The sequence below is a fragment of the Helicobacter sp. NHP19-012 genome (assembly GCF_019703325.1).
In the GTDB taxonomy this organism is placed as follows: Bacteria; Campylobacterota; Campylobacteria; order Campylobacterales; family Helicobacteraceae; genus Helicobacter; species Helicobacter gastrofelis.
Genome location: NZ_AP024819.1, coordinates 688,976 through 709,627 on the forward strand (window position 1 = coordinate 688,976; position 20,652 = coordinate 709,627).

A 20,652-nucleotide genomic window follows, 5' to 3' on the forward strand; every position below is an offset into this window, starting at 1 on the left:
CTAGATGTTAGATCTTGTAGACACCCATTGCCACTTAGACCACGCCCACTACCTTGCTGATGTGTGTCAAGTCTTGGATAACGCCAAAGAAGTCGGGGTCAACACCGCCATTATCCCCGCCGCCAGCCCCAAAGACCTAGGGCGCGCCATCGCACTTTGTGAGAGCCACCCCAACCTTTACTTTGCTGTGGGCGTGCATCCTTTGGATTTACAAGACTTTCAGTTGGACTTCTTAAAAGCGCATATCCAGCATCCTAGATGCGTGGCTGTGGGCGAGTGCGGGCTAGATTACCACTACCAAAACGACCCCACCACCAAAACTAAACAACAAGAGATTTTTCAAGCCCAAATTGTTTTGGCTTTAGAGTTTAACAAGCCTCTAATCGTGCATATACGAGAAGCCAGCGTAGACGCACACGCCATTTTAAAGCAGTATCCCGAGCTTAGGGGCGTGTTGCACTGCTTTAATGGCGATGGCCTTTTGCTAGAACTAGCGGATAATTTTTACTATGGCATTGGGGGCGTGGCGACCTTTAAAAACGCCAAAAATTTAGTAGAAACCCTGCCCCAAATCCCCCTAAAGCGCTTGCTCTTAGAAACCGATGCGCCCTACCTTGCCCCCCACCCCTTTAGGGGACAGCGCAACGAGCCTAAGTACATCCCCTTAATTGCTGAAAAGTTAGCTCAGGTGCGCCAAATGGATGTGCAAGAGCTAGCCCACAGCACCACACACAACGCCCAAACTCTTTTTAATTTAAAGGTATATCCATGATTTTTAAATCCTTGTTACAACCCTTGAGTTTCGTTTGCCTGCTGAACCTGTCTTTGTATGCCGCCCCGCCCACGATCAACAGCACCAGCCTAAAGACTTTGAACGCCTTTGGCGTGGATGCCGACTTTCTAACAAATAGGGCCAACACCGATGCCTTAGGGAGCGTGCAACAAACCTTTGATAAATTGCTCCAACACTACGATGCTAATGGGGTTTTCATCCCCACCATCAAAAACATGCTCTTGCAAGCAAATGTCCCCATAGAGTTTTTATTTTTAGCAATGGCAGAGTCTAGATTTTCAGCAAGAGCCTACAGCGTGAAAAGGGCGGTGGGCATTTGGCAGTTCATGCCAAAAACCGCTAAAATGTTAGGCTTAAAGGTCAACACTCTAGTGGATGAGCGGCGCGACCCGATCAAAAGCACACAGGCGGCGATCACCTACTTTAAAATGCTCTACAAGCAAACCCACCAATGGTATTTGGTGGCGATGGCGTATAACTATGGGCTTAGGCGCGTGCTAGAGGCGATCCAAGTTGCGGGCACGGACAATATCAATGTCTTGCTCGATGAAGGTAAAAAATACCTACCCCTAGAAACCCGCCACTACATCCGCTCCATTTTGAGCCTAGCCATCGCCTTCAACAATTTAGACACAGAGGGCAACAAGGCGTATCTACTCAATAGGGGGCGCGCCAAACACTAGCTAGCGTGTCTGTTAAGGGGGGGACTTTATTGAGCCAAGTCGCCACGAGTGCGCATTTATCCCTAGCCAAACTTAGGGCTTATAACCACCAGTTTAGATATAACTTTTTGCCCACAGGTGCGCCTAGCATGGTCTATATCCCCTATGAAAACCTTGCCTACTTTAAGCAACACTATAAGCCCAAGAGCTACATTGTGCGCGTTCTTAGCCACAAGGTTAAGCCTAGAGAAACGCTTTATTCCATCGCCAAAAAGTTCCACAGCTCTGTCGCCCTTTTGAGGTATACAAATAACCTCAAAGGTTTTTACTTGAGCCGCAGACAAAGGCTTATCATCCCCGTTTTAGGCCACAAAACCCGCCGCTTTAAAGTGGCACAAAACGAGGTTAAATGAAATTGTGTTGTCAAGTTGTTTTAGTCAGCTTGGCGTTTATAGGGTGTGCCAAAAATGTGGAAGGACAACAAAGCTACGCTTTTTCTAACAAGCATGAAAGTTTGCGTGCCTATGAAGATGCTAGGGACTTTAATGGCACCATCCCGCCCAGAAAACACTTTTCTTTTTTCCACCGCCATAAGAATAAGCACCTAGAAAACAAAAGCTACGACACTCCCGTATCTAAAAGCAGTTTGACAGCGGGTATGATCGATTCAGCAGCGATGCAGCGCGCCACCATGCGCCCCTACAGAGTGGGTGGCAAGACCTACTACCCCACACAGGTAAAGGTCGGGCAGACTTTCGATGGCTATGCGAGTTGGTATGGCCCCAACTTCCACGCTAAAAAAACCAGTAGTGGTGAGATTTACAACATGTACGCCCACACTGCCGCTAATAAGATCTTGCCCATGAACACGATCGTTAAGGTGACCAACAAGGACAACAACAGAAGCACCATTGTGCGGATCAACGACAGAGGACCTTTTGTAAGAAATAGAATCATTGACCTCTCCAACGCTGCCGCACGCGATGTCGCTATGATCGGCAAGGGAGTAGCCCCCGTGCGCCTAGAGGTGATCGGCTTTGGAGGGGTGGTGGCGAAACAATACGCCCCCTCTTTAGAGCAAAATAAACAAGCTAGAGCCTTGCAGAAAGAATTTAAAGTGGGCGAGAGCCAAAAAAGTTACAGCGGGGGCAACTTCTCCTTGCAAGTGGGGGCGTTTTATAATCAACAAGGGGCCATGCACGCTAGAGACTCCTTGCAAGTGCACTTAAAAAACACAAATTACTCTAGCGTTATTGTAAATGGAATTAAAAACGACAGACCCATTTATCGGGTGTTTATCAGAGGCTTTAAAAGCCAAGAAGAAGCCAACGACTATGCACAATATCTAAAAAAGTCTAGTATTTTGGTGCGTGAATAGGTGCGTGCGAACCCCGTTTGGCTGTTTTTTATCGGCTTGGCGGTAGCAATGGGGGGGTTGATTTTGTTTTTCTTACGCCCCCAAAGACAAGCCCCCACCTTTAACGGAGATTTTGCCAAAATTGAATTGCGTGGCTTTAGTGCTTTTGAGGGCAATGCCACTAGCACGGATTTAAACATTAAGGGCAGTCATGCTTTACAATTTAGCGACCACGAAGTCCTTTACGACTTTGTTTTGAGTAAATTTGACAACGATAGCCAAGTTTTAGAACACGCTAGAGGGGAGGTTTTGGTGCGCCGTGGCGATTTATATTCTTTTCCTAAAGGGGTGCTTTACACGACCAGTAACCATGAAAGTTTTTGGAGTCAAAGAGGGGTTTATAACCACGCCAAACAGATCTTTCAAGGGGAGGGCAATTTTTTATTAAATGGACCTGAAGGGCATGTAAGCGGGCAAAACATCGCCTACAACCACAAAACCCAAGTCTTGCAAGCGCAGGGTATCCACGCCATCATCAATTTAGCAGAGGCTGAGCACCCCAAGGGACGACACACACAAAGGTTTAAGTTTTGAAAAAGCTCGGTTTCTCCCTTTTTATTTGTGGTTTGTTGTGGGCTGTGCCTTTAAAAGAAACTTTAGAGGTTACAGCGGATAAATTCCTAGCCAATGATCAAAAGAAAACCACGATCATTCAAGGCAATGTCCATATTAAAAAGGGCAAGGACACGCTGACGGCTAACAAGGTCATCATTTACACCAATAACAAGCGTAAACCCACTAAATACGAGGCGATCGGCGATGTGCATTTTCATTTGTTTACAGAGGATGGTAGAGAGGTTAAGGGGCACTCGGATCGCTTGATTTATGATGCGCTCAAGCAAGAGTATCGCTTGTTACAAAACGCTGTGGTGAACGAAGTGGGCAAGGTAAACTCTGTGAAAGGTGAAGAGATCATTTTAAGCAAAGAGCATGGTTATGCGGATGTGCTCGGGGGTAAGGACAAACCTGCGACCTTTATCTTTGACATGGAGGACATCCAAAAAGAGCAAAAAAAGCAAAAGGCAAAAAAGCATGCCAAACAACAATCTAAACCTTAAAGTGTTAGAAAGTCGCTTCATGTGCTCGGCAACAAATATGGCGCAAATCCCCCCCACTAGCTTGCCTGAAATGGCGTTTTTGGGGCGCAGCAATGTCGGCAAAAGCTCGTTTATCAACCAGCTTTTGGGGCGTAAAATCGCCAAAAGTTCGGCTACGCCCGGCAAAACCCAAATGGCAAATTTTTTCACCACCACTTGGCAATTAGGGGCTGAAAAAATCGCCTTTGGCTGCATTGATTTACCCGGTTTTGGGTATGCCAAAGTGTCTAAGAGTTTACAAGAGGAGTGGGGGGCGTTTTTATGCACCTTATTACAGCAACGCTCCAGTATCAAATTATTCTTACACTTAATAGATGCGCGCCATTTACACTTAAGCCAAGATGAAAACATGCAAGTGTTCTTGCAAAGTTTTGTCAAACCCGACCAAAGTATCCGTTGTGTTTACACAAAGTTTGACAAACTCACCAGCCATGCTAAACACGCCCTACTGCAAGAACACCCAAATGCTCTAGTGAGTGTGCTAAAGCCAAGCACCCTTAAGTCCAAATTTGGCTCTTTGAAACACTTGCAAATCACTTTGCTAAACGCATTGTTGGGGCGCATATGATCTCAAGATTAACTTACACCCACTGCGTCTTATATGTGTTGGGCTTTTATCTTTACAACAATTTACAGGTCCTTTACCCCATTTTGCCTCCTCTCCTTGGTCTCCTTTTTATGTTATACAAAAATAGGGGAGTGGTGCGCTCGCAAAACCGCTATATCCTCTCCATTTTTGCGTGTTTGCTGCTCTTTGAGGCGATCAACCAAGAGCCGCTTGGGGTATTGATTTTGCTCTTTATCCTCTACGAGAAGATCGTTTTACAATTCGTTTTAAGGGCGTTTGAAGAGCATATTTTATGGGAGGCCTTCCATATAGTGGCGATCTATGTGCTTTACACTTTACTGCTTGCCACCTTGCACGACACACCCCTAGTCCCTTGGGATCGGCTCCTAACTTATGGTGCGCTTGAGTTCATTTTGTGGAGAGTGTATGCAAGGTCTTAGATTCCGTTTCATCTTTGGCTTTTTGGCACTCGTGTGGGCGATTTTGCTCTTGCGCATTTTCATTTTAACGATCAAGACCAACGACTACTTTGAGCAGCTTGCCCTGCGCAACATGACTAAAAAAGAAATTTTAGTCCCCACAAGGGGGCTAATCATGGATCGTAACCACCAACTGCTCGCCATAAACGAGCTGGGCTTTAGCATTTCACTTGCCCCCGCTCTTAAAAAAGACCAGTTGCAACAAGAATTAGAGTTTTTACAGCACCACTTCCCCACTCTAGATACTCAAACCGCCGCCCAAAACTACCATAGACAGAACTCCGTCTACAACCACAACGCCATACAGATTTTAGAGTTCATCCCCTACGCCCAAATGCAGACCTTGTATCCTCAATTGATCCTCGATCCCAAAATCACTATAACCCCTGCCAACAAACGCCACTATCCGGGCAACGCCCTAGCCTCCCATGTTTTGGGCTACTTAGGTGCAGCGGATACTAAGGATATGCAAAGTGATCCCAAGAGCCAATACACCCACACCATTGGTAAAACTGGTTTAGAAAAAGAGTATAACGACCTTTTACAAGGGGAAATAGGCTATAAACTCGTGAGCGTGAACGCTTTAAACCAAGAATTAAAAGTCTTAGAAGAAAAACAACCCAAAACTAACAATGACTTGGTGTTGACCTTAGACAAACGCTTACAAGAAAAAGCCGATGCGCTGTTTGTGGATAAAGTGGGAGCGGTGGTGGTGATGGATATACACACAGGAGCGATCTTAGCTGCGGGTAGCTACCCAGAGTATGACTTAAATGACTTCATCGGCGGGATCAGCGTAGCAAATTGGAAAAAACTCCAAGAGAATATTTACAATCCCCTATTAAACCGCCTCATCAATGGGCTTTACCCCCCCGGCTCTGTAGTGAAAATGGGTTCGGCTTTGAGCTTTTTAGAATATCTACCCATCACAGAGCGAACAGAAGTCTATGCTCCCGGTTACATTGAAGTGGGCAAGCGCAAATTTAGAGATTGGAAAGCCGGTGGGCATGGCAAGACAAATTTATACAAGGCGATCAAAGAATCCGTAGATGTCTACTTTTACAAATTCGCCCAAGACATTTCGATCGACAATTTAGCCAAGACTTTTCGCCAAATGGGCTTTGGACAAAAAACAGGTGTGGATTTGCCCAACGAGTTTATCGGGATTTTGCCCGATCCTGGTTGGAAGATGAAACGCTTTGGTGGCATTTGGAACACTGGCGATACGCTCATCACTTCTATCGGGCAAGGTTCGTTTTTAACCACGCCTATGCAAGTGGCAAACTACACGGCTTTGATTGCCTCGGGCAAACTCCCCACCCCCCATTTTGCGCTCAAGGGTAATTTTAAAGCCAAAGATGTCTTGGATAACTTCCAAAAATCCAAACTCCCCGTTCTAAGGCAAGGTATGTATGAGGCGTGCAGCACACAGGGGGGCACGGGCTATTACAGCACAAGGGGGGTTAAAGTCGCCCTGGCGTGCAAAACGGGCACGGCGCAGGTTGTGGGCATCGACCAAGACACCATCAAGCGTGTGAAAGAAGACCAAATGGAGTACTTCCACCGCTCGCATGCGTGGATGACCGCCTTTTTGCCTTTTAAAAACCCTAAATATGTCATCACTGTTTTAGTGGAACACGGCGAGGGAGGCAGCAAGAACGGCCCGATTGTTAGGGCAATGGCAAATGCTCTTGTGGACTTGGGCTACATTAAGCCCTAGTTTGTTAATCAAAACATGCTAGATTAGGGCATTTATTTCTAAGGACTTTTAGATGCCCTTATATGACCTACTCAAACAAGTGAGCGTTGTAGATAATCGGGGGGAACTCTACCTCTATAATTGGTTTAATGATATCGGCGTTGCTATTGAAGAAAGGTACATCGCTGAATTAACCCAGCACCAAATCGCCTTTACAAACGACTTTCCCACTAGGCACCTCGGGTTTTTAACCCAAAATAACTTTTTTGCCCCTACCCACAAAGGGGACTTTTACGAACAAGAGTTTGACAAGCAAATCAAAAGAGAAGGGCAAGAATTGCATTTAATCTTGCTCCCCGCCGGGGATGCGTGCAACTTCCGCTGTGTCTATTGCTATGAAAACCATTTAGACACCGCCCGTTTTAAACAGCTGAACAGCGATAAAATCTTTGCCCTTTTAGAAAGCAATCAAGACAAACGCATCCGCATCGAATACTTCGGGGGCGAACCGCTTTTAAACCTCAAGTGGATTTTAGCGTTTCAAGAGAGAATCGCCCACATCCCACACAGCGCATCCATGACCACCAATGGCTACCTTTTAAGTAAAGACAATATGCAAGCCTTGGTGCAGCGCAATGTCAAGGCCTTTCAAATCACTTTAGACGGGCTCAAAGAGCAGCATGACAAAATGCGCCCTAAATGCGGCGGGGGCGGCAGTTACGATCAGATCATGGCAAACATCCACGCCATCCACACGCTTAAAGAAAACTTTAAAATCATGCTGAGGTGTAACTTTAACCAGCACAGCTCCAGCCCAGAGCAAAGAGTGCAATTTTTTAAAAACCTTGCATTTTTAAAGGGGGATTTGCGCTTTGCCCTGCTCTTTAGACCCATCGGTTTATACTCCGAGGGCAACAACACCACCACACCCGAGCGCAGACAAGCGTGCCACAGCGGTGCACCCAACATGCAAGGCATTTGGGAGAGCGAGGCGCAAGAGCAGGGCTTTTTATTGGGGGATTTAGGCATGCTCACCCAAATTGCCGGCTCGGTGTGTTACGCGTCTAAATCCTCAAACCTCACCATCAACCCCAATTTAGAAGTCTTGAAATGCACCATTGCGCTCAACCAAGAGCACAATAAATTCGGGGATTTGCAAAAGGGCTTGAGGCTTGAGGCGCATAAACTAGAGGCGTGGAAGGAGTATATCCGCTTTGACCCTGCTTGTAAGGATTGTTTCTTTTTCTTCCAGTGCATGGGGCGCGCTTGTGTGCTGAAAAACTACCTCAGCAAGTCTAAGAAATGCCCTGTTATGCCCAAAAACGTCCCCTTTTTAGTGGCAAAAATCCGCAAACAAAAGGAAATCTTAAGAAAGGCGGTGAGCGATGGAAAAAACCTTTGAGTTTAAAACCCGTGATTTAGAGATCAAATTTGGGTTAAAAATGGAAATTGAAGTGTTGGCAACAGAGCAAAAAGAGCCTTACGCCGTCTTTAACGAGGCAAGTGAGGCGGATTTGCTCATTGAGCATAGCGAGCACAGCCTTTATATCAGCACTCCAGATCAAGGTTTAGATGCGGATTTAGCAGAGGACATTAAGGGGATACACAGCATAGGCGATGCCTTTGCCCTGCTCATTAAAAAGGGCTTGCAACAAAAGAGCAATAAATTTAGCGGACAGGCTAAAATTTATCTACCCGCCGACCACTTAGCCCTATACTTGTCTGCCAACAACGCCAAAGTGGCGGTGGATGCGCCCATGCAGGATTTAGAGCTCAAGCTCAACAATGGCAGTGTCAGCGTGAAAGGCGCATTAAAAAACTTGAAGGCAAAAATGAACTCAGGGGATTTGTTTTTATATAAACCCATAGACACTTGCCAAGTTAAGGGCAACAACGCCACGCTTGAAATCGGGGCTAGGGTGCGGGCTTTAGACATTAAAATTAATAATGGCAATGTCCAACTCAATGCCCCCAAAGAGAGCCTAGAAACCTGCCAAATCAAGGGCAACAACACCCACTTAGATTTACAAACCCTCATTGAGGATTTGGATTTGAGCCTCAACAATGGGAGCGCAAAACTTTATGCCCACGGACATGTCAAGTCGTGGAATGTCCAAGCCAATGGGGCAAACATCACCCTTAAAAAGAATGGGGTCAGTGTATCTTTGGAGGGCTCTAGGGGCTCTATCGGTGCGGGCAGAGTGCGCCTAAAAACAAGCGGTTTTGTCAATGTTGTGGATTGATTAATCTTAGGAAAGGAGAAAATGTGAAAGTTGATGAAAGCGTTAGTGATATTTGGCTTGTGATGGATGATTGGTTTTGCCCAGACATCGCTTGCGATTAGTCCATACAAATTCAGAGAAAGGAGAAAATATGCAAATCGATCCAAGTATTACAAGTCTTTTGGTAGAGTCCAGTAGTGGCAATATTGGATGTGGATGTGATGTTAAAATACCTCGCCCCAACTTCCCATGCCGCTAAGTGCTTAAGTTGGTGGGCTAACCCCGCTCCAACCCACTTAAAGACACTCTAAAATCTCTCTCAAGTCTAGGGTTTGTGCCACCACGCTGGCGGCCTTTTTAGTGATCTCTTTGGCGTTGAACGCCACACTCACATCCGCCAGTTTAAACATGCCAATGTCATTGGCCCCATCGCCCACGGCTAAAGTGTGTTCGGGCTTTAGCAAGCTTTGCAAGCTGGCTAAAATCTCTGCCTTAGAATCTCCCCGCATTAAAGGGCCGCTCACTTGCCCCGTTAAGACCCCTCCATTCACATGCAAAGTGTTGCTAAAATCCGCATCTAAGCCTAGCTTTTCTTTAAAATGCCCCGTGGCCCACTTAAAGCCCCCACTTAGGCACACGACCTTATAGCCCAAGCTATGCAAGCCCTGCACCACTTCAAGCGCCCCCGAGTGCAGGGGCAAGTTTTGGCAAATCTCTTGGGCTTTGTGAGCGTCCATGCCCTTTAGTAAATTTGCGCGCTTAAGTAGGCTTGTATAAAAGTCCTCCTTGCCCGCCATCGCTAGATCTGTGGCGTTTGTAACCTCTTGCCCCACGCCATAAGCCTTTGCTAATTCTTCAATCGTTTCGGCATTGACTAAAGTCGAATCAAAATCAAAAACGGCTAATTTCATGTTGCTCCTTATAGGGGTATTCTAGCGCAAAAGTTTATTCAGGGTTAATACTTTTTTGCTAGAATGAGGAGTTTAACTAATTCATAATTCGTAGAGTTTAATGGTTGAACCGCGCCCGCTACTTTATAGGGGGGTAACTCCCCATTCTCCCCTTCCATCCCACAGATTTAACCCCACGGCAAGGAGTCTTCATGTCATTTTTTAGCCATAAAAAACAGAACAACACAGCTACTCAGGAATTCATCGCTGGGCTTGAGAGACGCAACCACGAATTGGATGCCATTTACAACGCTATAGACCGCTCAATGGCAATCATTGAATTTGACACAGATTGTAAGGTCATTACAGCCAATGAGAATTTTTTAAAGCTCATGGGTTACACTTTGGAGGAGATCAAGGGCAAGCACCATTCTATGTTTTGCGACCAAAAATTGGTGTCTTCACCTCTATATAAACAAGGTTGGGATCAATTAAGAAGCGGCCAGTTCAAACAGGGGAAGTTTAAGCGCATCGCCAAAGGGGGTAAAGAATTATATTTGGAAGCCACTTATAATCCCGTGTTAGACAATCAAGGTAAAGTGGTTAAGATCGTTAAAATCGCCACAGACATCACCCAGCGCATTTTAGAATTTAATGATTTGCGCGCCGTCCACAATGCCGCCCTGGCTTCTATGGCTTTGATTGAGTTTGATACAGAAGGTAGGGTGATCACAGCCAATAAAAACTTCTTAAAAGTTGTGGGTTATAGTTTAGACGAGATTGAAGGTAAGCACCATTCTATTTTCTGCGATCCCGAGTTTGTCAAAACCCCACAATACACCGAGTTTTGGCAACACTTAAAATCGGGGGAGTTTAAACAAGGAACATTTAAGCGCGTTACAAAAACGGGCAAGGCAGTTTATTTGGAGGCCAGCTACAATCCCGTTTTTGATAGTGAGGGTAAGATATATAAATTCATTGAAATTTGCCTTGGACATAACGGACAAGGAAGAAAAGATTTTAATGACTTTGAGTTTGATTAAGGAAAACCAACAGCTCACCAGCGATGGCAACGACATGATCAAAAAGACCGCAGACAATATCCAAAATGTCGCCAGCACCATGAAAAATAATGTGCAACTAGTAGATACCCTAAGTGCACAATCCAACTCCATTTCAAGCATCACCCAAACCATTAAAGACATTGCCGATCAGATCAACCTATTAGCCCTCAATGCCGCTATTGAAGCTGCGCGGGCGGGTGAGCATGGGCGAGGTTTTGCGGTGGTGGCTGATGAAGTGAGAAAGCTTGCCGAACGCACCGGCAAATCTGTTACAGAGATTGCAGCGATCATCAGCTCGATTAAAGAGATCACCGCCCAAGTTGTGGTCAACATCAACACGGGTACGGAAGAAGCAGAAAAAACCGCTGAACTCTCCTATGAAACCCGAGATTTGATAGAAAAAATTAAAGCCGCTAGCGACCGCGTGGCGCAGGGCATGGGGGTTTCTAGTGCCATCAGTGTTAAATAAACAAGTTCAAAGGATAACAAAGGATAAAGGATAAATTCTATTTTAATGATCGTTACCTTTTGAAAGTACCTCCGTCTGCATTTAGTTTTGGATGTGTCTGTGGAGATGATTGCAAAATAGCCTTATAACTTTATGAAGCAACGGAACAAAAATAATGGACCAAGTTTTAAAGTAAAAGCAAGGTCTTTAGGTATCAGAGTTTCAGGTCACCCAAATTTTATGGTTTTCAAATGTGTTTTAAGATTTGGATAAATGGTATAACCCCTCATTTCTACTAATGCATCCCTAGACTTGAAGTATTCGCCGTATTTCTTAATTGACTCTTTCAAATTGCTAGTGTGGAGCAGTGCAAATGATTATCTTTGCTGTTCTCTTAGCTGTCCGCAGGCGGCGCTAATATCTAGCCCCTTAGAGATACGCAGGGTGCATAAAAGCCCCTTTTGGTTTAAAAAGTCCGCAAATTGTGCGACCTTATCCAAGTCGGGGCGTTCAAACTTCAAGCTCGGGTTAGGGTTGTAGGGGATTAAATTCACCTTGGCTTTAAGCCCGTTTAAAAGCTTTAGCAACGCCTTAGCATGTTCGAGCCCATCGTTGCAGTCTTTAATCACCAAGTATTCAAACATGACCCTTTTTCTTGTATCCACGGGGAAGCGTTTAATGGCTTGGATGAGGGCTTCTAGGTTATAGGTTTTGTTGATGGGCATGAGCTTTGAGCGTAGGGTGTCGTTCACGGCGTGTAAGGATATAGCCAGCTGCACGCCTAAATTTAAAGCTCCCAAAGCGTCTATCACAGGCACGACCCCACTTGTGGAAATGGTGATCCGCCTTGTGGAAATATTTAAGCCATGCGGGTCGCTTAAAATCCCAATCGCCTTCACCACTTCCTTAAAATTATGCAAAGGCTCGCCCATGCCCATGAAGACTAAATTAACCCCCTTTGTGGGCTCTAAATTGTGCTCCCTTTTTAAGGTTACCACCTGCTCCACAATCTCGCCCGCATTTAAATCCCTCACAAAACCCCCCCTAGCCGTGGCGCAAAACACACACCCCACCTTACACCCGATTTGCGAGCTTAAACAAAAAGTCAGTTTCTCTTGTGCCAAAATCTGCCCTTCTGTATCTAGTTGTGCGGGCTTCATCACCATAAACACACTTTCAAAGCTATGGCTATCGGGGGTTAAGAATAAATACTTTTCGCTTTTATCCTTGCTGCACTCTTTAGCCCCTACACTTAGAGTTTGCACGCAAAAATCCTTTTCCAAACACGCCAGAAAAGCTTTAGATAAGTTATGCATTTGCTTAAAATCCGTGGCGTAGCGTTGGTAGAGCCAGCTAAAAACCTGCTTGGCGACGAAGGGCTTAAAACCACAAGACAGCGCATGATCTTGCAGTTCTTTTAAAGAAAGATTATAAACAGAGAGCACTAAAAGCCTTTTTCTCTATTCTTAACAGTCCACAGCTTAAACAAGCTTAAAAGACTGTGCTATAATGGGGGTTTTTGGAGGTTCTTATGGGCTTAAAAGCGGACACTTGGATTCAAGAGATGAGCGAACAACACGCCATGATCGCCCCTTTTTGCAAACAACAAATCAGCAAGGGCACAATCAGCTATGGCTTAAGCAGTTATGGTTACGACATTAGAGTCGGCACGGAGTTTAAGCTGTTTAAATCCATGGACACGGGCGTGGTTGATCCTAAAAACTTTAACCCTGCCCTAGTTGAAACCATTTACACGCAAGATTTTATCACAATCCCCCCAAATGCCTTTGCCCTAGCACACAGCATTGAATACATTAAAATGCCTAAAGATGTGCTTGCCATTTGTCTTGGCAAAAGCACCTACGCGCGCTGCGGGATCATCGTCAATGTTACCCCCTTTGAGCCCGAATTTGAGGGGCACATCACCATTGAGATTTCTAACACGACTTCTTTGCCGGCTAAAGTCTATGCTAACGAGGGCATCGCCCAAGTGGTGTTTTTGCAAGGCGATAGCGTCTGCGCCACCAGCTACAAGGACAAACAAGGCAAATACCAAGGACAGCAAGGCATCACCTTGCCAAAGGTGCCTTAGGACTATGTGGGCGCAATATTTTCTTAGAAAATCTCTTAAAGGTTTTGGATTAAAAATAGCCAGATTTAAGGATATTTCTTGGCTTTTTGGGTATTAAATACACAAAAAAGCGTATTATTTGCAAAAAAAGCCCCTCTAGCTTGACAAAACGGTACATTTATAGTAGAATTGCGCCCGTGTTTTAAGCACCTAGCAAATAGACTAGAAAGCCTAAACACCGAAAAATCGATAGTCTTCTTAGCTGTTGGAGAAGGCGACCTTTGCTGTTGTTGTTGTTTTGTTGCTTTGCTCTTCCTTCAAAATTTGGAAACGCCCTAGGTTAATCTCAAGTGGTTAATCTAAAGTTAACCGCTTTGGAGTTGCTAACATCACGCAAGGCTAAAAATGCCAAGCGTGCGAGATGAAAAACAAAAGATTACGCTCGAAAGGGCTTTTGGGTTCGGGGTTTAAAAACACCTTCATCCCCACCTCTACATCCACAATGTGCCAAGTTACAATGGTGCGGAACTGCACCCCGAAAGTCCCCATTGCCCGAAAATACGCCGGCTTGAACGAAAAATCCTTAAACGAGTTCCAAGTGTTTTCAATCAGATCCGAAACCTTTTGGTTAATCACCCACGAGTTTACCCCAAGTTGCAAGCCAAAAAAGAGAGTCCACGAGTTGATGGGGTTTTGGTTGTAAGACACCATCAACTCCCCGCCCACGCCATAGGTGAATAAATTCGCTTGTTTAGAAGTTTGCCCGAGTAAAATATTGCCGTAATCCAAGAAGATATAATAACGGCTGTAAAGCCACGAGTTTTTGGGGTTGATCTCATAACCCCAGGTAATGGAAGCCCCCTGCAAGGGCTTATTGGCGTTTAAAGGCTTAAGATAAACCATGCCAATTTCATAGGCAGAAGACATGTAGCTTAAGTTCTTGGATTTAAGCGGAGTCATTGCCATGAAAAGGACACAAGCGAGGGTGCGCTTCTTATGGATGCTAAAATATTTGAAAATCCGACATGGCATGCCACATACTAGCATTTTAAAGCCAAAAAACGGGCATGTGTGTTGCATATAAGCGTTGTCTAAGTTGTTTAAGATTAAAATTCCCGTTTATTCTTGTGGGTAATCCACGCTTAAATCTTTGATACAGAAGGACGGCCATGTTAGAAGGTGAAGCTAGGGGCGCGCTTAGCAAATCCGCCAAAAAAGCGTTGCGCAAAGAAGGGGTTTTGATGGCGAATTTATACGCTAGAGGCATGGAGAACATCCACGCCACTTTTAAAACCAACGAGTTTATCCGCTTTGTCAAACACAAACCCAACCTAGACTTTATGGTGAAAATCGGGCAAACAAGCTACAATGTTGTGGTGCAGGCCTACCAAAAAGACCCCGTCACCAACGCCTTAATCCATGTGGATTTGTTGGTGCTCCAAAAGGGCTTGAAGTCTAAATTCTTAATCCCCGTCAAAACCACAGGCACCCCCGTGGGCTTAAAAAACAAGGGCATTTTAATGCTCTCCAAAGCCCGCGTGCAAGTGGAGTGCGTGCCTGAGAATTTGCCCACCCATTTCGAGCTGGATGTGTCCGCCCTAGATGTGGGGGATGCGATTTTGATCAGGGATTTACAAGTCCCCGCCCATGTTAGGGTACTGGAAAACCCAAATAACGCCGTTGTTGGGGTCATTAAGGCGAAGTAATGCTCGTGGTGGGGCTAGGCAATCCCACACCCACCTACGCCCACACCCGCCACAATGTGGGCTTTGATATTTTAGACTTGCTGGCGCAAAGCCTCAATATAAGCTTCAAACACTCCAAACTTTATCAAGGCGACTACGCCAAAGTAGGCACAGCCTACCTACTCAAACCCACCACCTACATGAACAACTCCGGGCAAGCTGTGCAAGCCTTTTTAGCAAGGCACTCTGTAGAGTCCATTTTGGTAGCGCATGACGACTTAGATTTGCCTTTGGGGGCGGTGCGCTTTAAAGCCAAGGGGAGCAGTGGAGGGCATAATGGGCTCAAGTCCATCATGGCGCATTGCACCCACCCTTTTTATAAAATGAAAATCGGGATCGGGCGGGGCAAGGGTGGAGTCATCAGCCATGTGCTTGAGCGTTTCAACCAAGAAGAGCAGTTTCTATTAAACGAAATTTTAGAACACGCCAAAGAAGCCCTGCTCTTTTACCTAGAAAAGGGCGATTTTTACGCCCTGCAAAACCAATTCACCCGCAGAGCCTAGCCCATGCGCTTGTGGGTGTTTGTCGGCTCTTACTACCTCAAATATTTTTGCATCATTCTATGCGCCCTTGAGTTCTTTTTTATCGGCATTGACAGCCTGCAATACGCCGAGAAATTCCCCACTGCCGCTAACTTGCTCTTGCTCTTTTTTGTCTATGACGGACTTTACGCGCTCAATTACACCCTGCCCCTCTCCCTGCTCTTAGCCCTTGTGCTCTTTTACACCGCCTTCATCCACTCCAACCAATACACCGCCCTGCTCTCCATCGGCTACTCTATCAAGCAAATCCTAAGACCCATGCTTGCCATCAACGCCCTCTTCATCGTCATTTTCGTGGGATTGAGTGCCACGCCCTTTGTCTATATGCAAGAAAAAGCCGAAGCCATCATTTATAAAGACAATGCGGGCAACATCTCCCAAAATCTCTTGGTGAAATACAACAACGACTATGTCTATTTTGGTAAAATCAACCCCCTGCTGCAAAGCGCGAGCAATGTGAAAATTTTCACATTGCAGAACAAGCAACTCAAAACCTTTGCCCAAGCCCCGAGTGCCAACTTTGAAGGCAAGTTTTGGGTGTTGCACGGCGTGCGCTTTTTAACTTTGCCCACCCCCTTTGTGCTCGGGCCCAAGGGGCTTAAGGTACAAAAACTGCCTGTGCTAAAGACGCTTAAGGGCTTTCGTCCCAAAGTGCTCGACACGATTTATCAAAACAAGCCCGCCGTGTCCATCACGGACGCACTGCGCTCCTTGCATGTGCTCTATCGCCAAAAGGCGGATACCAAGAAAATACGGGGCTTCTTGTATGTGTCGATCCTACTGCCCTTTTTTGTGCCCCTCACGGCGATCCTCATCGCCTACCACACGCCCAAACTCGCCCGCTATGAAAACCTCGCCCTGCTGAGTTTAAAATTCATTTTGCTCTCGCTGGTGCTGTGGGGGCTATTCTTTGCTATGGGCAAGTTTAGCATTTCGGGGGTGTTCTTGCCTGAAGTGGGGGTGTTAGGGCCTTTTTTAACCCTAGCGGTGATTGCTCTGCGCTACTACAAACGCTTGGACGCTAAGCTTTAAAGCCCTGCACAAAGTCTTTTAACTTGGCGTGCATTTGGGGGGGGTTGTTTAAATTCTGCTCTAGGATTTTCACCACCGCCGAGCCGCAAATGACCCCATTTGCCCCCATGTCTTGGGCTTCTTTGGCGTGGGCGGGCTTAGAAATGCCAAAGCCTAGCAAACAAGGCACATTTTTAACGCTCTTAAGCTGAGAGATCACGCCCTTAGCGTTTGTGCCCAAACTCTCGCTTGCCCCCGTAACGCCCGCGCGTGCCAACACATAGACATAGGCGTTGGTAAGATTGGCGATTTGCTCTAAATCCTTATGGCTTGTGTGCGGGGCGGCGATGAAAATGGGGGCAATGTTATGCGCCCTCGCGCTTGTTACAAAAGGCGCGCTCTCTACTAAGGGTAAATCGGCGACCAAGACACTAGCTACCCCGCAATCTGCGCATTTGGGGTAAAAACTCTCTATGCCATAGCGGTGGATTAAGTTCGCATACAGCAAGAGCCCGATGGGCGTTTGTGGGCTGTAGGCGTGTATTTGCGCCAAGAGCTCAAAGTTTTTTTGCATGCACGCCCCAGCCTTTAAAGCGCGCAAGTGGCTTGCTTGTATCGCCACGCCATCGGCCATAGGATCGCTAAAGGCAAAGCCTAGCTCTAAAGCGTCTGCCCCTGCGTCTATGAGCGTTTTAACGATGTTTAAACTCTCTTCATGGGAAGGATCGCCCAGCACCACAAAAGGAACAAAAACCCCATTTTTTTGAAACACGCTTAAATAGTCCATGGGGTCTAGATCGGCAAGGGGCGTAAATTTATAAGATTTTTGGGTTAAAATAAGGGCATGTTTTGGTTGTTTTTAGTGTTTTTGGTGTTGTTTAGCGGGTGCGAAGAGAGGCTAGATACAGCTTACATGCCCAATTACATTGAAGAAAAGCGCACGCAGGCGACCAGAAAGGGCGAAATCATTAAAGACCTGCGCCCCGTGGCAAGCGTCTTCATCACGCATTTAAACGACGTGGACCCTGTAACATACCACCAACGAGAGTTTTTCTTTGTGGAGCTGTTTGCCCAAGATAAGAGCGTGTATGAAAACGGGGGCATTAGCTATGTATTGCATGGCTCTAACAAAAAAGAATACACGCCCATGTGGGTGCGCCCCATTGACAAGGACGAATACGACAAAATCCTCTACACCACGAACAAATACGCAAGGGGCTATTTACTCGCTTTTAAAAAGCTCGATTACATCTCAGAGCAGGACGCTAAAATGGACATGGAGATAGACGGGCTTGGCGAAATGCACTTTAATTTTGCCACCCAAGTGCCTTTGCCTAAGTTTTAAAAAGAAATTTTGCTATAATGCCACTTTACCCCCGATTTAAATCACCCAAGGATGTTTATGGAGAAAATACTAGACATAGTCGAGCTGATTGCCTATGAAAAGGGCTTAAGCTTAGACACAATTAAAGATGTCGTCAAAAACAGCATTTTAAAAGTCGCCAAAGAGTGCTTGGACGCACAGGCGCATTTTGTCATTGACGACTCTAACAAGGATTTAACGCTCTTGCATGTGGTGCAGGTGTGCGCCGATGATGACCCGAGGCTAGAGACCGATCCTAAAAACACGCTTGCCCTAAGCCAAGCGCACAAGAGCGACCCGACTTTAAAGCCTGATGATTTGTTGCACTATGAAATCAGTCTAAAAGACATGAAGAGGGGAGCAGTCAATGCCCTATTTAAAGACCTAGAGTTCAACATACAAAAGAGCCTAGAAGACCAATACTTCCAAAAATACAAGGCGATGCTCAACACCATTGTAAGCGGGGTCGTGCTGGATGTGGATAGCGAGCAAAACACCTACATAGAGATAGACGGCTTACAGGCGATTTTGGCCCTGAAAAACCGCATTAAGGGGGAGAGTTTTAAGGTGGGCGATAGTGTGCGGGCGGTGTTAAAACATGTGCGCTTTAGTAAACAGGGCTTGATCTTAGAGCTTTCGCGCACCACGCCCAAATTCTTAGAAGCCTTGCTGCACCTAGAAGTGCCTGAGATCGCCGATGAAGAGATAGAGATCATGGGGATTGCGCGTATTCCCGGGGATCGGGCAAAGCTTGCCCTACGCTCCCACAACAACCAAATAGACCCAATCGGTGCGACCGTGGGGGTGAAGGGGGTGAGGATCAACGCCATCAGCAAGGAACTTTGCAACGAGAGTATTGACTGCGTGCATTACAATGAAATCCCAGAAATGTATATCGCCAATGCCCTCTCTCCTGCCCAAATCATTAAGATCAAACTGAGTGAAACCGAAGAGGGCAAGAAAAACGCTCAAGTTACCCTCTATGGCGATCAAAAGAGCAAGGCGATTGGGCGCAATGGGGTGAATGTGCGCTTGGCATGCATGCTCACAGGTTTTGATATAGATTTTGAAGTGCTTGAGCCCAAAGAGAACGCGCCTAGAGTACCCGAAAAAGTGGGCCTTAGCATGCTTGAATCGCTCTTTAGTAAAAAACCCACCTCCGAAACCCCCAACAACTAACCCCCTTACCAACTACAGCCAAAGAGAGGTGAATAAAAACCCAAAGCCCACCGAAAAGGCGATGGCTAAGGTCCCGGGGATCAAAAAGGGATGGTTGAACACGTATTTGCCAATTTGCGTGCTGTCCGTGTCGTCCATTTGCACCGCCCCTAGTAAAGTCGGGTAAGTGGGCAGCACAAAGAGGGCTGAGGTGGCAGCAAACGAGGCGATGATGGTCGCCACGCCGTGCGGGTGAGCGGGGGTGAGCCCCATGGCTAAAATCACGCTGGGGATGAGTGCCTTTGTGGTTGCCGCCTGCGAGTATAAGAGCATGCTAGTGAAAAACAGCCCCACCGCAAGCAAGAAGGGGTAATGCGTGATCCACGCCGCGGCGTGGGTTTTGATCGGCTCAATGTAGGCTTTCACAAAGGTATCGCCCAGCCACGCCACGCCCAGCACGCACACACAAGCACTAAGCCCCGCTTTAAAGGTGCTTGTTTGCACCAAGTTATTGCATTTGATCTTACAAAAAAAGACAATACATGCCGCGATGGTGAGCATGAACGCCATGATCGCGCCATTGCGGGGCAAATGCACGGGCGCGATCCAGCCCACATTTTTAGAAATTGCCGTGGCGTAAAGCACCACCGCCACAATCCCCGCCACAAAAATCCACACCGACAAGCGCGCGCCCTTGGGCAGCTCTTTATTTTCTGTAGAGCGCATGGCCACCGCCCCCTCTAAGTGGCTGGGGAAAAATGCGCTCACAAGAAACGCTGTAAGCGCACAGCCAAGAAAGCTTGAGGGGATGATAAGGCTAAGTAAAAGCGGATAAGACACGCCCAAGGGCTCTACAAAGGCACTCATGGTGATCACCGCTGCGGATACGGGGCTAGCCGTGATCGCCACTTGGCTAGCCACCACCGCCAAGGATAAGGGGCGGCAGGGGCGGATTTTCTGCCCCTTTGCCACCTCCACGATCACAGGCAGTACGGAAAAGGAGGTGTGTCCCGTACCTGCTAGAAGCGTGAGGGCGTAGGTTACAAAGGGGGCTAGGTAGTTGATATATTTAGGATTTGCCCGTAAAATCTTCTCCGCCACCAAGACCAAGTAATCTAGCCCTCCGGCTAATTGCATGCACGAAATTGCTCCAATCACGGACATGATGATCAAAATCACATCCCAAGGGATCGCCCCCGCGTCCATGCCAAGCCCTAAAGTAAGCACCACCACGCCAAGCCCCCCCGCAAAGCCAATCCCCATCCCCCCCAGCCGCACGCCCAAAAACAAGGCCGCGAGCAGCACCACAAATTGCAACACAAAAAGACCCATTCGCACTCCTTAAAAACTCCCACAATACCCAAAGAACTTTGTATTTTTCTTAGCTAAGCTTTGCTAAATTTGCTAAAGTAGGTAAAACTTC

At 46.6% G+C, this 20,652-nt stretch carries 22 protein-coding genes and 1 pseudogene; 18 read left to right on the forward strand and 5 right to left on the reverse strand.

The features are described from left to right. Positions 1 to 4: 4 nt before the first annotated feature. The 10 genes and pseudogenes from K6J74_RS03460 to K6J74_RS03505 all read left to right on the forward strand — a co-directional run bounded on the left by K6J74_RS03460 (position 5) and on the right by K6J74_RS03505 (position 8,958). On the forward strand, positions 5 to 772 hold the full coding sequence (locus K6J74_RS03460; RefSeq protein ID WP_221272472.1) for a TatD family hydrolase: 768 nt from the start codon (positions 5 to 7) through the stop codon (positions 770 to 772). Continuing rightward, positions 769 to 1,868, forward strand: a pseudogene (locus tag K6J74_RS08990) (lytic transglycosylase domain-containing protein). The gene K6J74_RS03460 and the pseudogene K6J74_RS08990 overlap by 4 nt, the downstream one beginning before the upstream one ends. Beyond that, entirely contained in the window at positions 1,865 to 2,833 is a 969-nt protein-coding gene (locus K6J74_RS03470) for a septal ring lytic transglycosylase RlpA family protein (protein WP_221272473.1), read from the forward strand. The pseudogene K6J74_RS08990 and the gene K6J74_RS03470 overlap by 4 nt, the downstream one beginning before the upstream one ends. Continuing rightward, positions 2,834 to 3,406 carry a hypothetical protein gene (locus K6J74_RS03475; RefSeq protein ID WP_221272474.1) on the forward strand — a complete coding sequence of 191 codons (573 nt, stop codon included), beginning with the start codon at positions 2,834 to 2,836 and terminating at the stop codon, positions 3,404 to 3,406. After that, positions 3,403 to 3,930, forward strand: coding sequence for a lipopolysaccharide transport periplasmic protein LptA (gene lptA, locus K6J74_RS03480; protein ID WP_221272475.1), 528 nt, complete (start codon positions 3,403 to 3,405; stop codon positions 3,928 to 3,930). The genes K6J74_RS03475 and lptA overlap by 4 nt, the downstream gene beginning before the upstream one ends. Beyond that, positions 3,905 to 4,537 (forward strand): ribosome biogenesis GTP-binding protein YihA/YsxC, encoded by a 633-nt coding sequence (gene yihA / locus K6J74_RS03485; protein ID WP_221272476.1) that lies wholly within the window; start codon positions 3,905 to 3,907, stop codon positions 4,535 to 4,537. Before lptA ends, yihA begins: the two co-directional genes overlap by 26 nt. A 134-nt stretch (positions 4,538 to 4,671) precedes the next feature. Continuing rightward, complete coding sequence (locus K6J74_RS03490; protein ID WP_221272477.1) at positions 4,672 to 4,977, forward strand: hypothetical protein; 306 nt, start codon at positions 4,672 to 4,674, stop codon at positions 4,975 to 4,977. Continuing rightward, positions 4,964 to 6,736: a penicillin-binding protein 2 gene (gene mrdA, locus K6J74_RS03495; RefSeq protein WP_221272478.1), complete on the forward strand. Its 1,773-nt coding sequence runs from the start codon at positions 4,964 to 4,966 to the stop codon at positions 6,734 to 6,736. Before K6J74_RS03490 ends, mrdA begins: the two co-directional genes overlap by 14 nt. Positions 6,737 to 6,788: 52 nt before the next feature. Next, positions 6,789 to 8,117 (forward strand): radical SAM/SPASM domain-containing protein, encoded by a 1,329-nt coding sequence (locus K6J74_RS03500; RefSeq protein ID WP_221272479.1) that lies wholly within the window; start codon positions 6,789 to 6,791, stop codon positions 8,115 to 8,117. Continuing rightward, on the forward strand, positions 8,101 to 8,958 hold the full coding sequence (locus K6J74_RS03505; RefSeq protein WP_221272480.1) for a DUF4097 family beta strand repeat-containing protein: 858 nt from the start codon (positions 8,101 to 8,103) through the stop codon (positions 8,956 to 8,958). Before K6J74_RS03500 ends, K6J74_RS03505 begins: the two co-directional genes overlap by 17 nt. Positions 8,959 to 9,233: 275 nt before the next feature. On the opposite strand, the gene serB is transcribed toward K6J74_RS03505, so the two are convergent. After that, entirely contained in the window at positions 9,234 to 9,848 is a 615-nt protein-coding gene (gene serB / locus K6J74_RS03510; protein ID WP_221272481.1) for a phosphoserine phosphatase SerB, read from the reverse strand. Positions 9,849 to 10,039: 191 nt separating this feature from the next. Between serB and K6J74_RS08995 the strand changes: the two genes are divergently transcribed. Both K6J74_RS08995 and K6J74_RS09000 read left to right on the forward strand, forming a co-directional pair. After that, on the forward strand, positions 10,040 to 10,870 hold the full coding sequence (locus K6J74_RS08995; RefSeq protein ID WP_430886785.1) for a PAS domain-containing protein: 831 nt from the start codon (positions 10,040 to 10,042) through the stop codon (positions 10,868 to 10,870). Positions 10,871 to 10,949: 79 nt separating this feature from the next. Next, the gene (locus K6J74_RS09000) at positions 10,950 to 11,360 is read left to right on the forward strand and encodes a methyl-accepting chemotaxis protein (protein WP_430886793.1); all 411 of its coding nucleotides are present in this window, start codon (positions 10,950 to 10,952) and stop codon (positions 11,358 to 11,360) included. A 356-nt stretch (positions 11,361 to 11,716) separates the two neighbouring features. On the opposite strand, the gene rlmN is transcribed toward K6J74_RS09000, so the two are convergent. Continuing rightward, on the reverse strand, positions 11,717 to 12,784 hold the full coding sequence (gene rlmN / locus K6J74_RS03520) for a dual-specificity RNA methyltransferase RlmN (RefSeq protein ID WP_221272482.1): 1,068 nt from the start codon (positions 12,782 to 12,784) through the stop codon (positions 11,717 to 11,719). 86 nt (positions 12,785 to 12,870) lie between these two features. On the opposite strand from rlmN, the gene dcd reads away from it, so the two are divergent. Continuing rightward, positions 12,871 to 13,431 carry a dCTP deaminase gene (dcd, locus tag K6J74_RS03525; RefSeq protein ID WP_221272572.1) on the forward strand — a complete coding sequence of 187 codons (561 nt, stop codon included), beginning with the start codon at positions 12,871 to 12,873 and terminating at the stop codon, positions 13,429 to 13,431. A 378-nt stretch (positions 13,432 to 13,809) separates the two neighbouring features. On the opposite strand, the gene K6J74_RS03530 is transcribed toward dcd, so the two are convergent. Further along, positions 13,810 to 14,376, reverse strand: a complete 567-nt coding sequence (locus K6J74_RS03530; RefSeq protein WP_260321713.1) for an outer membrane protein — start codon at positions 14,374 to 14,376, stop codon at positions 13,810 to 13,812. A 203-nt stretch (positions 14,377 to 14,579) separates the two neighbouring features. Here K6J74_RS03530 and K6J74_RS03535 point away from each other — a divergent pair, with 203 nt between their 5' ends. From K6J74_RS03535 to K6J74_RS03545, 3 genes are read left to right on the forward strand one after another with little or no spacing between them, the layout of a single operon-like run. Further along, positions 14,580 to 15,116: a 50S ribosomal protein L25/general stress protein Ctc gene (locus tag K6J74_RS03535; RefSeq protein ID WP_221272484.1), complete on the forward strand. Its 537-nt coding sequence runs from the start codon at positions 14,580 to 14,582 to the stop codon at positions 15,114 to 15,116. After that, positions 15,116 to 15,658, forward strand: coding sequence for an aminoacyl-tRNA hydrolase (gene pth / locus K6J74_RS03540; protein WP_221272485.1), 543 nt, complete (start codon positions 15,116 to 15,118; stop codon positions 15,656 to 15,658). Before K6J74_RS03535 ends, pth begins: the two co-directional genes overlap by 1 nt. A gap of 3 nt (positions 15,659 to 15,661) precedes the next feature. Continuing rightward, the gene (locus K6J74_RS03545; protein WP_221272486.1) at positions 15,662 to 16,729 is read left to right on the forward strand and encodes an LptF/LptG family permease; all 1,068 of its coding nucleotides are present in this window, start codon (positions 15,662 to 15,664) and stop codon (positions 16,727 to 16,729) included. Here K6J74_RS03545 and trpA read toward each other — a convergent pair. Continuing rightward, positions 16,719 to 17,495: a tryptophan synthase subunit alpha gene (trpA, locus tag K6J74_RS03550; RefSeq protein WP_221272487.1), complete on the reverse strand. Its 777-nt coding sequence runs from the start codon at positions 17,493 to 17,495 to the stop codon at positions 16,719 to 16,721. The two genes, K6J74_RS03545 and trpA, sit on opposite strands and share 11 nt — an antisense overlap. 57 nt (positions 17,496 to 17,552) lie before the next feature. On the opposite strand from trpA, the gene K6J74_RS03555 reads away from it, so the two are divergent. Further along, a complete protein-coding gene (locus tag K6J74_RS03555) occupies positions 17,553 to 18,053 on the forward strand; it encodes a hypothetical protein (RefSeq protein ID WP_221272488.1) in 501 nt (166 codons plus the stop codon). A gap of 57 nt (positions 18,054 to 18,110) precedes the next feature. Then, positions 18,111 to 19,250 carry a transcription termination factor NusA gene (gene nusA / locus K6J74_RS03560; protein ID WP_221272489.1) on the forward strand — a complete coding sequence of 380 codons (1,140 nt, stop codon included), beginning with the start codon at positions 18,111 to 18,113 and terminating at the stop codon, positions 19,248 to 19,250. A gap of 12 nt (positions 19,251 to 19,262) precedes the next feature. Here the strand turns inward: nusA and K6J74_RS03565 are convergent, their stop codons facing one another. Further along, positions 19,263 to 20,561 carry an anaerobic C4-dicarboxylate transporter gene (locus K6J74_RS03565; RefSeq protein WP_221272490.1) on the reverse strand — a complete coding sequence of 433 codons (1,299 nt, stop codon included), beginning with the start codon at positions 20,559 to 20,561 and terminating at the stop codon, positions 19,263 to 19,265. Positions 20,562 to 20,652: the final 91 nt, after the last annotated feature.

Excerpts from the sequence above, each read along its gene's own strand:
- mrdA (WP_221272478.1), top strand. The coding sequence starts at position 4,964 with ATGCAAGGTCTTAGATTCCGTTTCATCTTTGGCTTTTTGGCACTCGTG.
- K6J74_RS03530 (WP_260321713.1), bottom strand. The coding sequence starts at position 14,376 with ATGGCAATGACTCCGCTTAAATCCAAGAACTTAAGCTACATGTCTTCT.
- K6J74_RS03505 (WP_221272480.1), top strand. The coding sequence starts at position 8,101 with ATGGAAAAAACCTTTGAGTTTAAAACCCGTGATTTAGAGATCAAATTT.
- K6J74_RS09000 (WP_430886793.1), top strand. The coding sequence starts at position 10,950 with ATGAAAAATAATGTGCAACTAGTAGATACCCTAAGTGCACAATCCAAC.
- K6J74_RS03535 (WP_221272484.1), top strand. The coding sequence starts at position 14,580 with ATGTTAGAAGGTGAAGCTAGGGGCGCGCTTAGCAAATCCGCCAAAAAA.
- pth (WP_221272485.1), top strand. The coding sequence starts at position 15,116 with ATGCTCGTGGTGGGGCTAGGCAATCCCACACCCACCTACGCCCACACC.
- dcd (WP_221272572.1), top strand. The coding sequence starts at position 12,871 with ATGGGCTTAAAAGCGGACACTTGGATTCAAGAGATGAGCGAACAACAC.
- K6J74_RS03565 (WP_221272490.1), bottom strand. The coding sequence starts at position 20,561 with ATGGGTCTTTTTGTGTTGCAATTTGTGGTGCTGCTCGCGGCCTTGTTT.
- K6J74_RS03470 (WP_221272473.1), top strand. The coding sequence starts at position 1,865 with ATGAAATTGTGTTGTCAAGTTGTTTTAGTCAGCTTGGCGTTTATAGGG.
- K6J74_RS03500 (WP_221272479.1), top strand. The coding sequence starts at position 6,789 with ATGCCCTTATATGACCTACTCAAACAAGTGAGCGTTGTAGATAATCGG.
- K6J74_RS03545 (WP_221272486.1), top strand. The coding sequence starts at position 15,662 with ATGCGCTTGTGGGTGTTTGTCGGCTCTTACTACCTCAAATATTTTTGC.
- yihA (WP_221272476.1), top strand. The coding sequence starts at position 3,905 with ATGCCAAACAACAATCTAAACCTTAAAGTGTTAGAAAGTCGCTTCATG.
- K6J74_RS08995 (WP_430886785.1), top strand. The coding sequence starts at position 10,040 with ATGTCATTTTTTAGCCATAAAAAACAGAACAACACAGCTACTCAGGAA.
- serB (WP_221272481.1), bottom strand. The coding sequence starts at position 9,848 with ATGAAATTAGCCGTTTTTGATTTTGATTCGACTTTAGTCAATGCCGAA.
- K6J74_RS03555 (WP_221272488.1), top strand. The coding sequence starts at position 17,553 with ATGTTTTGGTTGTTTTTAGTGTTTTTGGTGTTGTTTAGCGGGTGCGAA.
- K6J74_RS03460 (WP_221272472.1), top strand. The coding sequence starts at position 5 with ATGTTAGATCTTGTAGACACCCATTGCCACTTAGACCACGCCCACTAC.
- trpA (WP_221272487.1), bottom strand. The coding sequence starts at position 17,495 with ATGGACTATTTAAGCGTGTTTCAAAAAAATGGGGTTTTTGTTCCTTTT.
- nusA (WP_221272489.1), top strand. The coding sequence starts at position 18,111 with ATGGAGAAAATACTAGACATAGTCGAGCTGATTGCCTATGAAAAGGGC.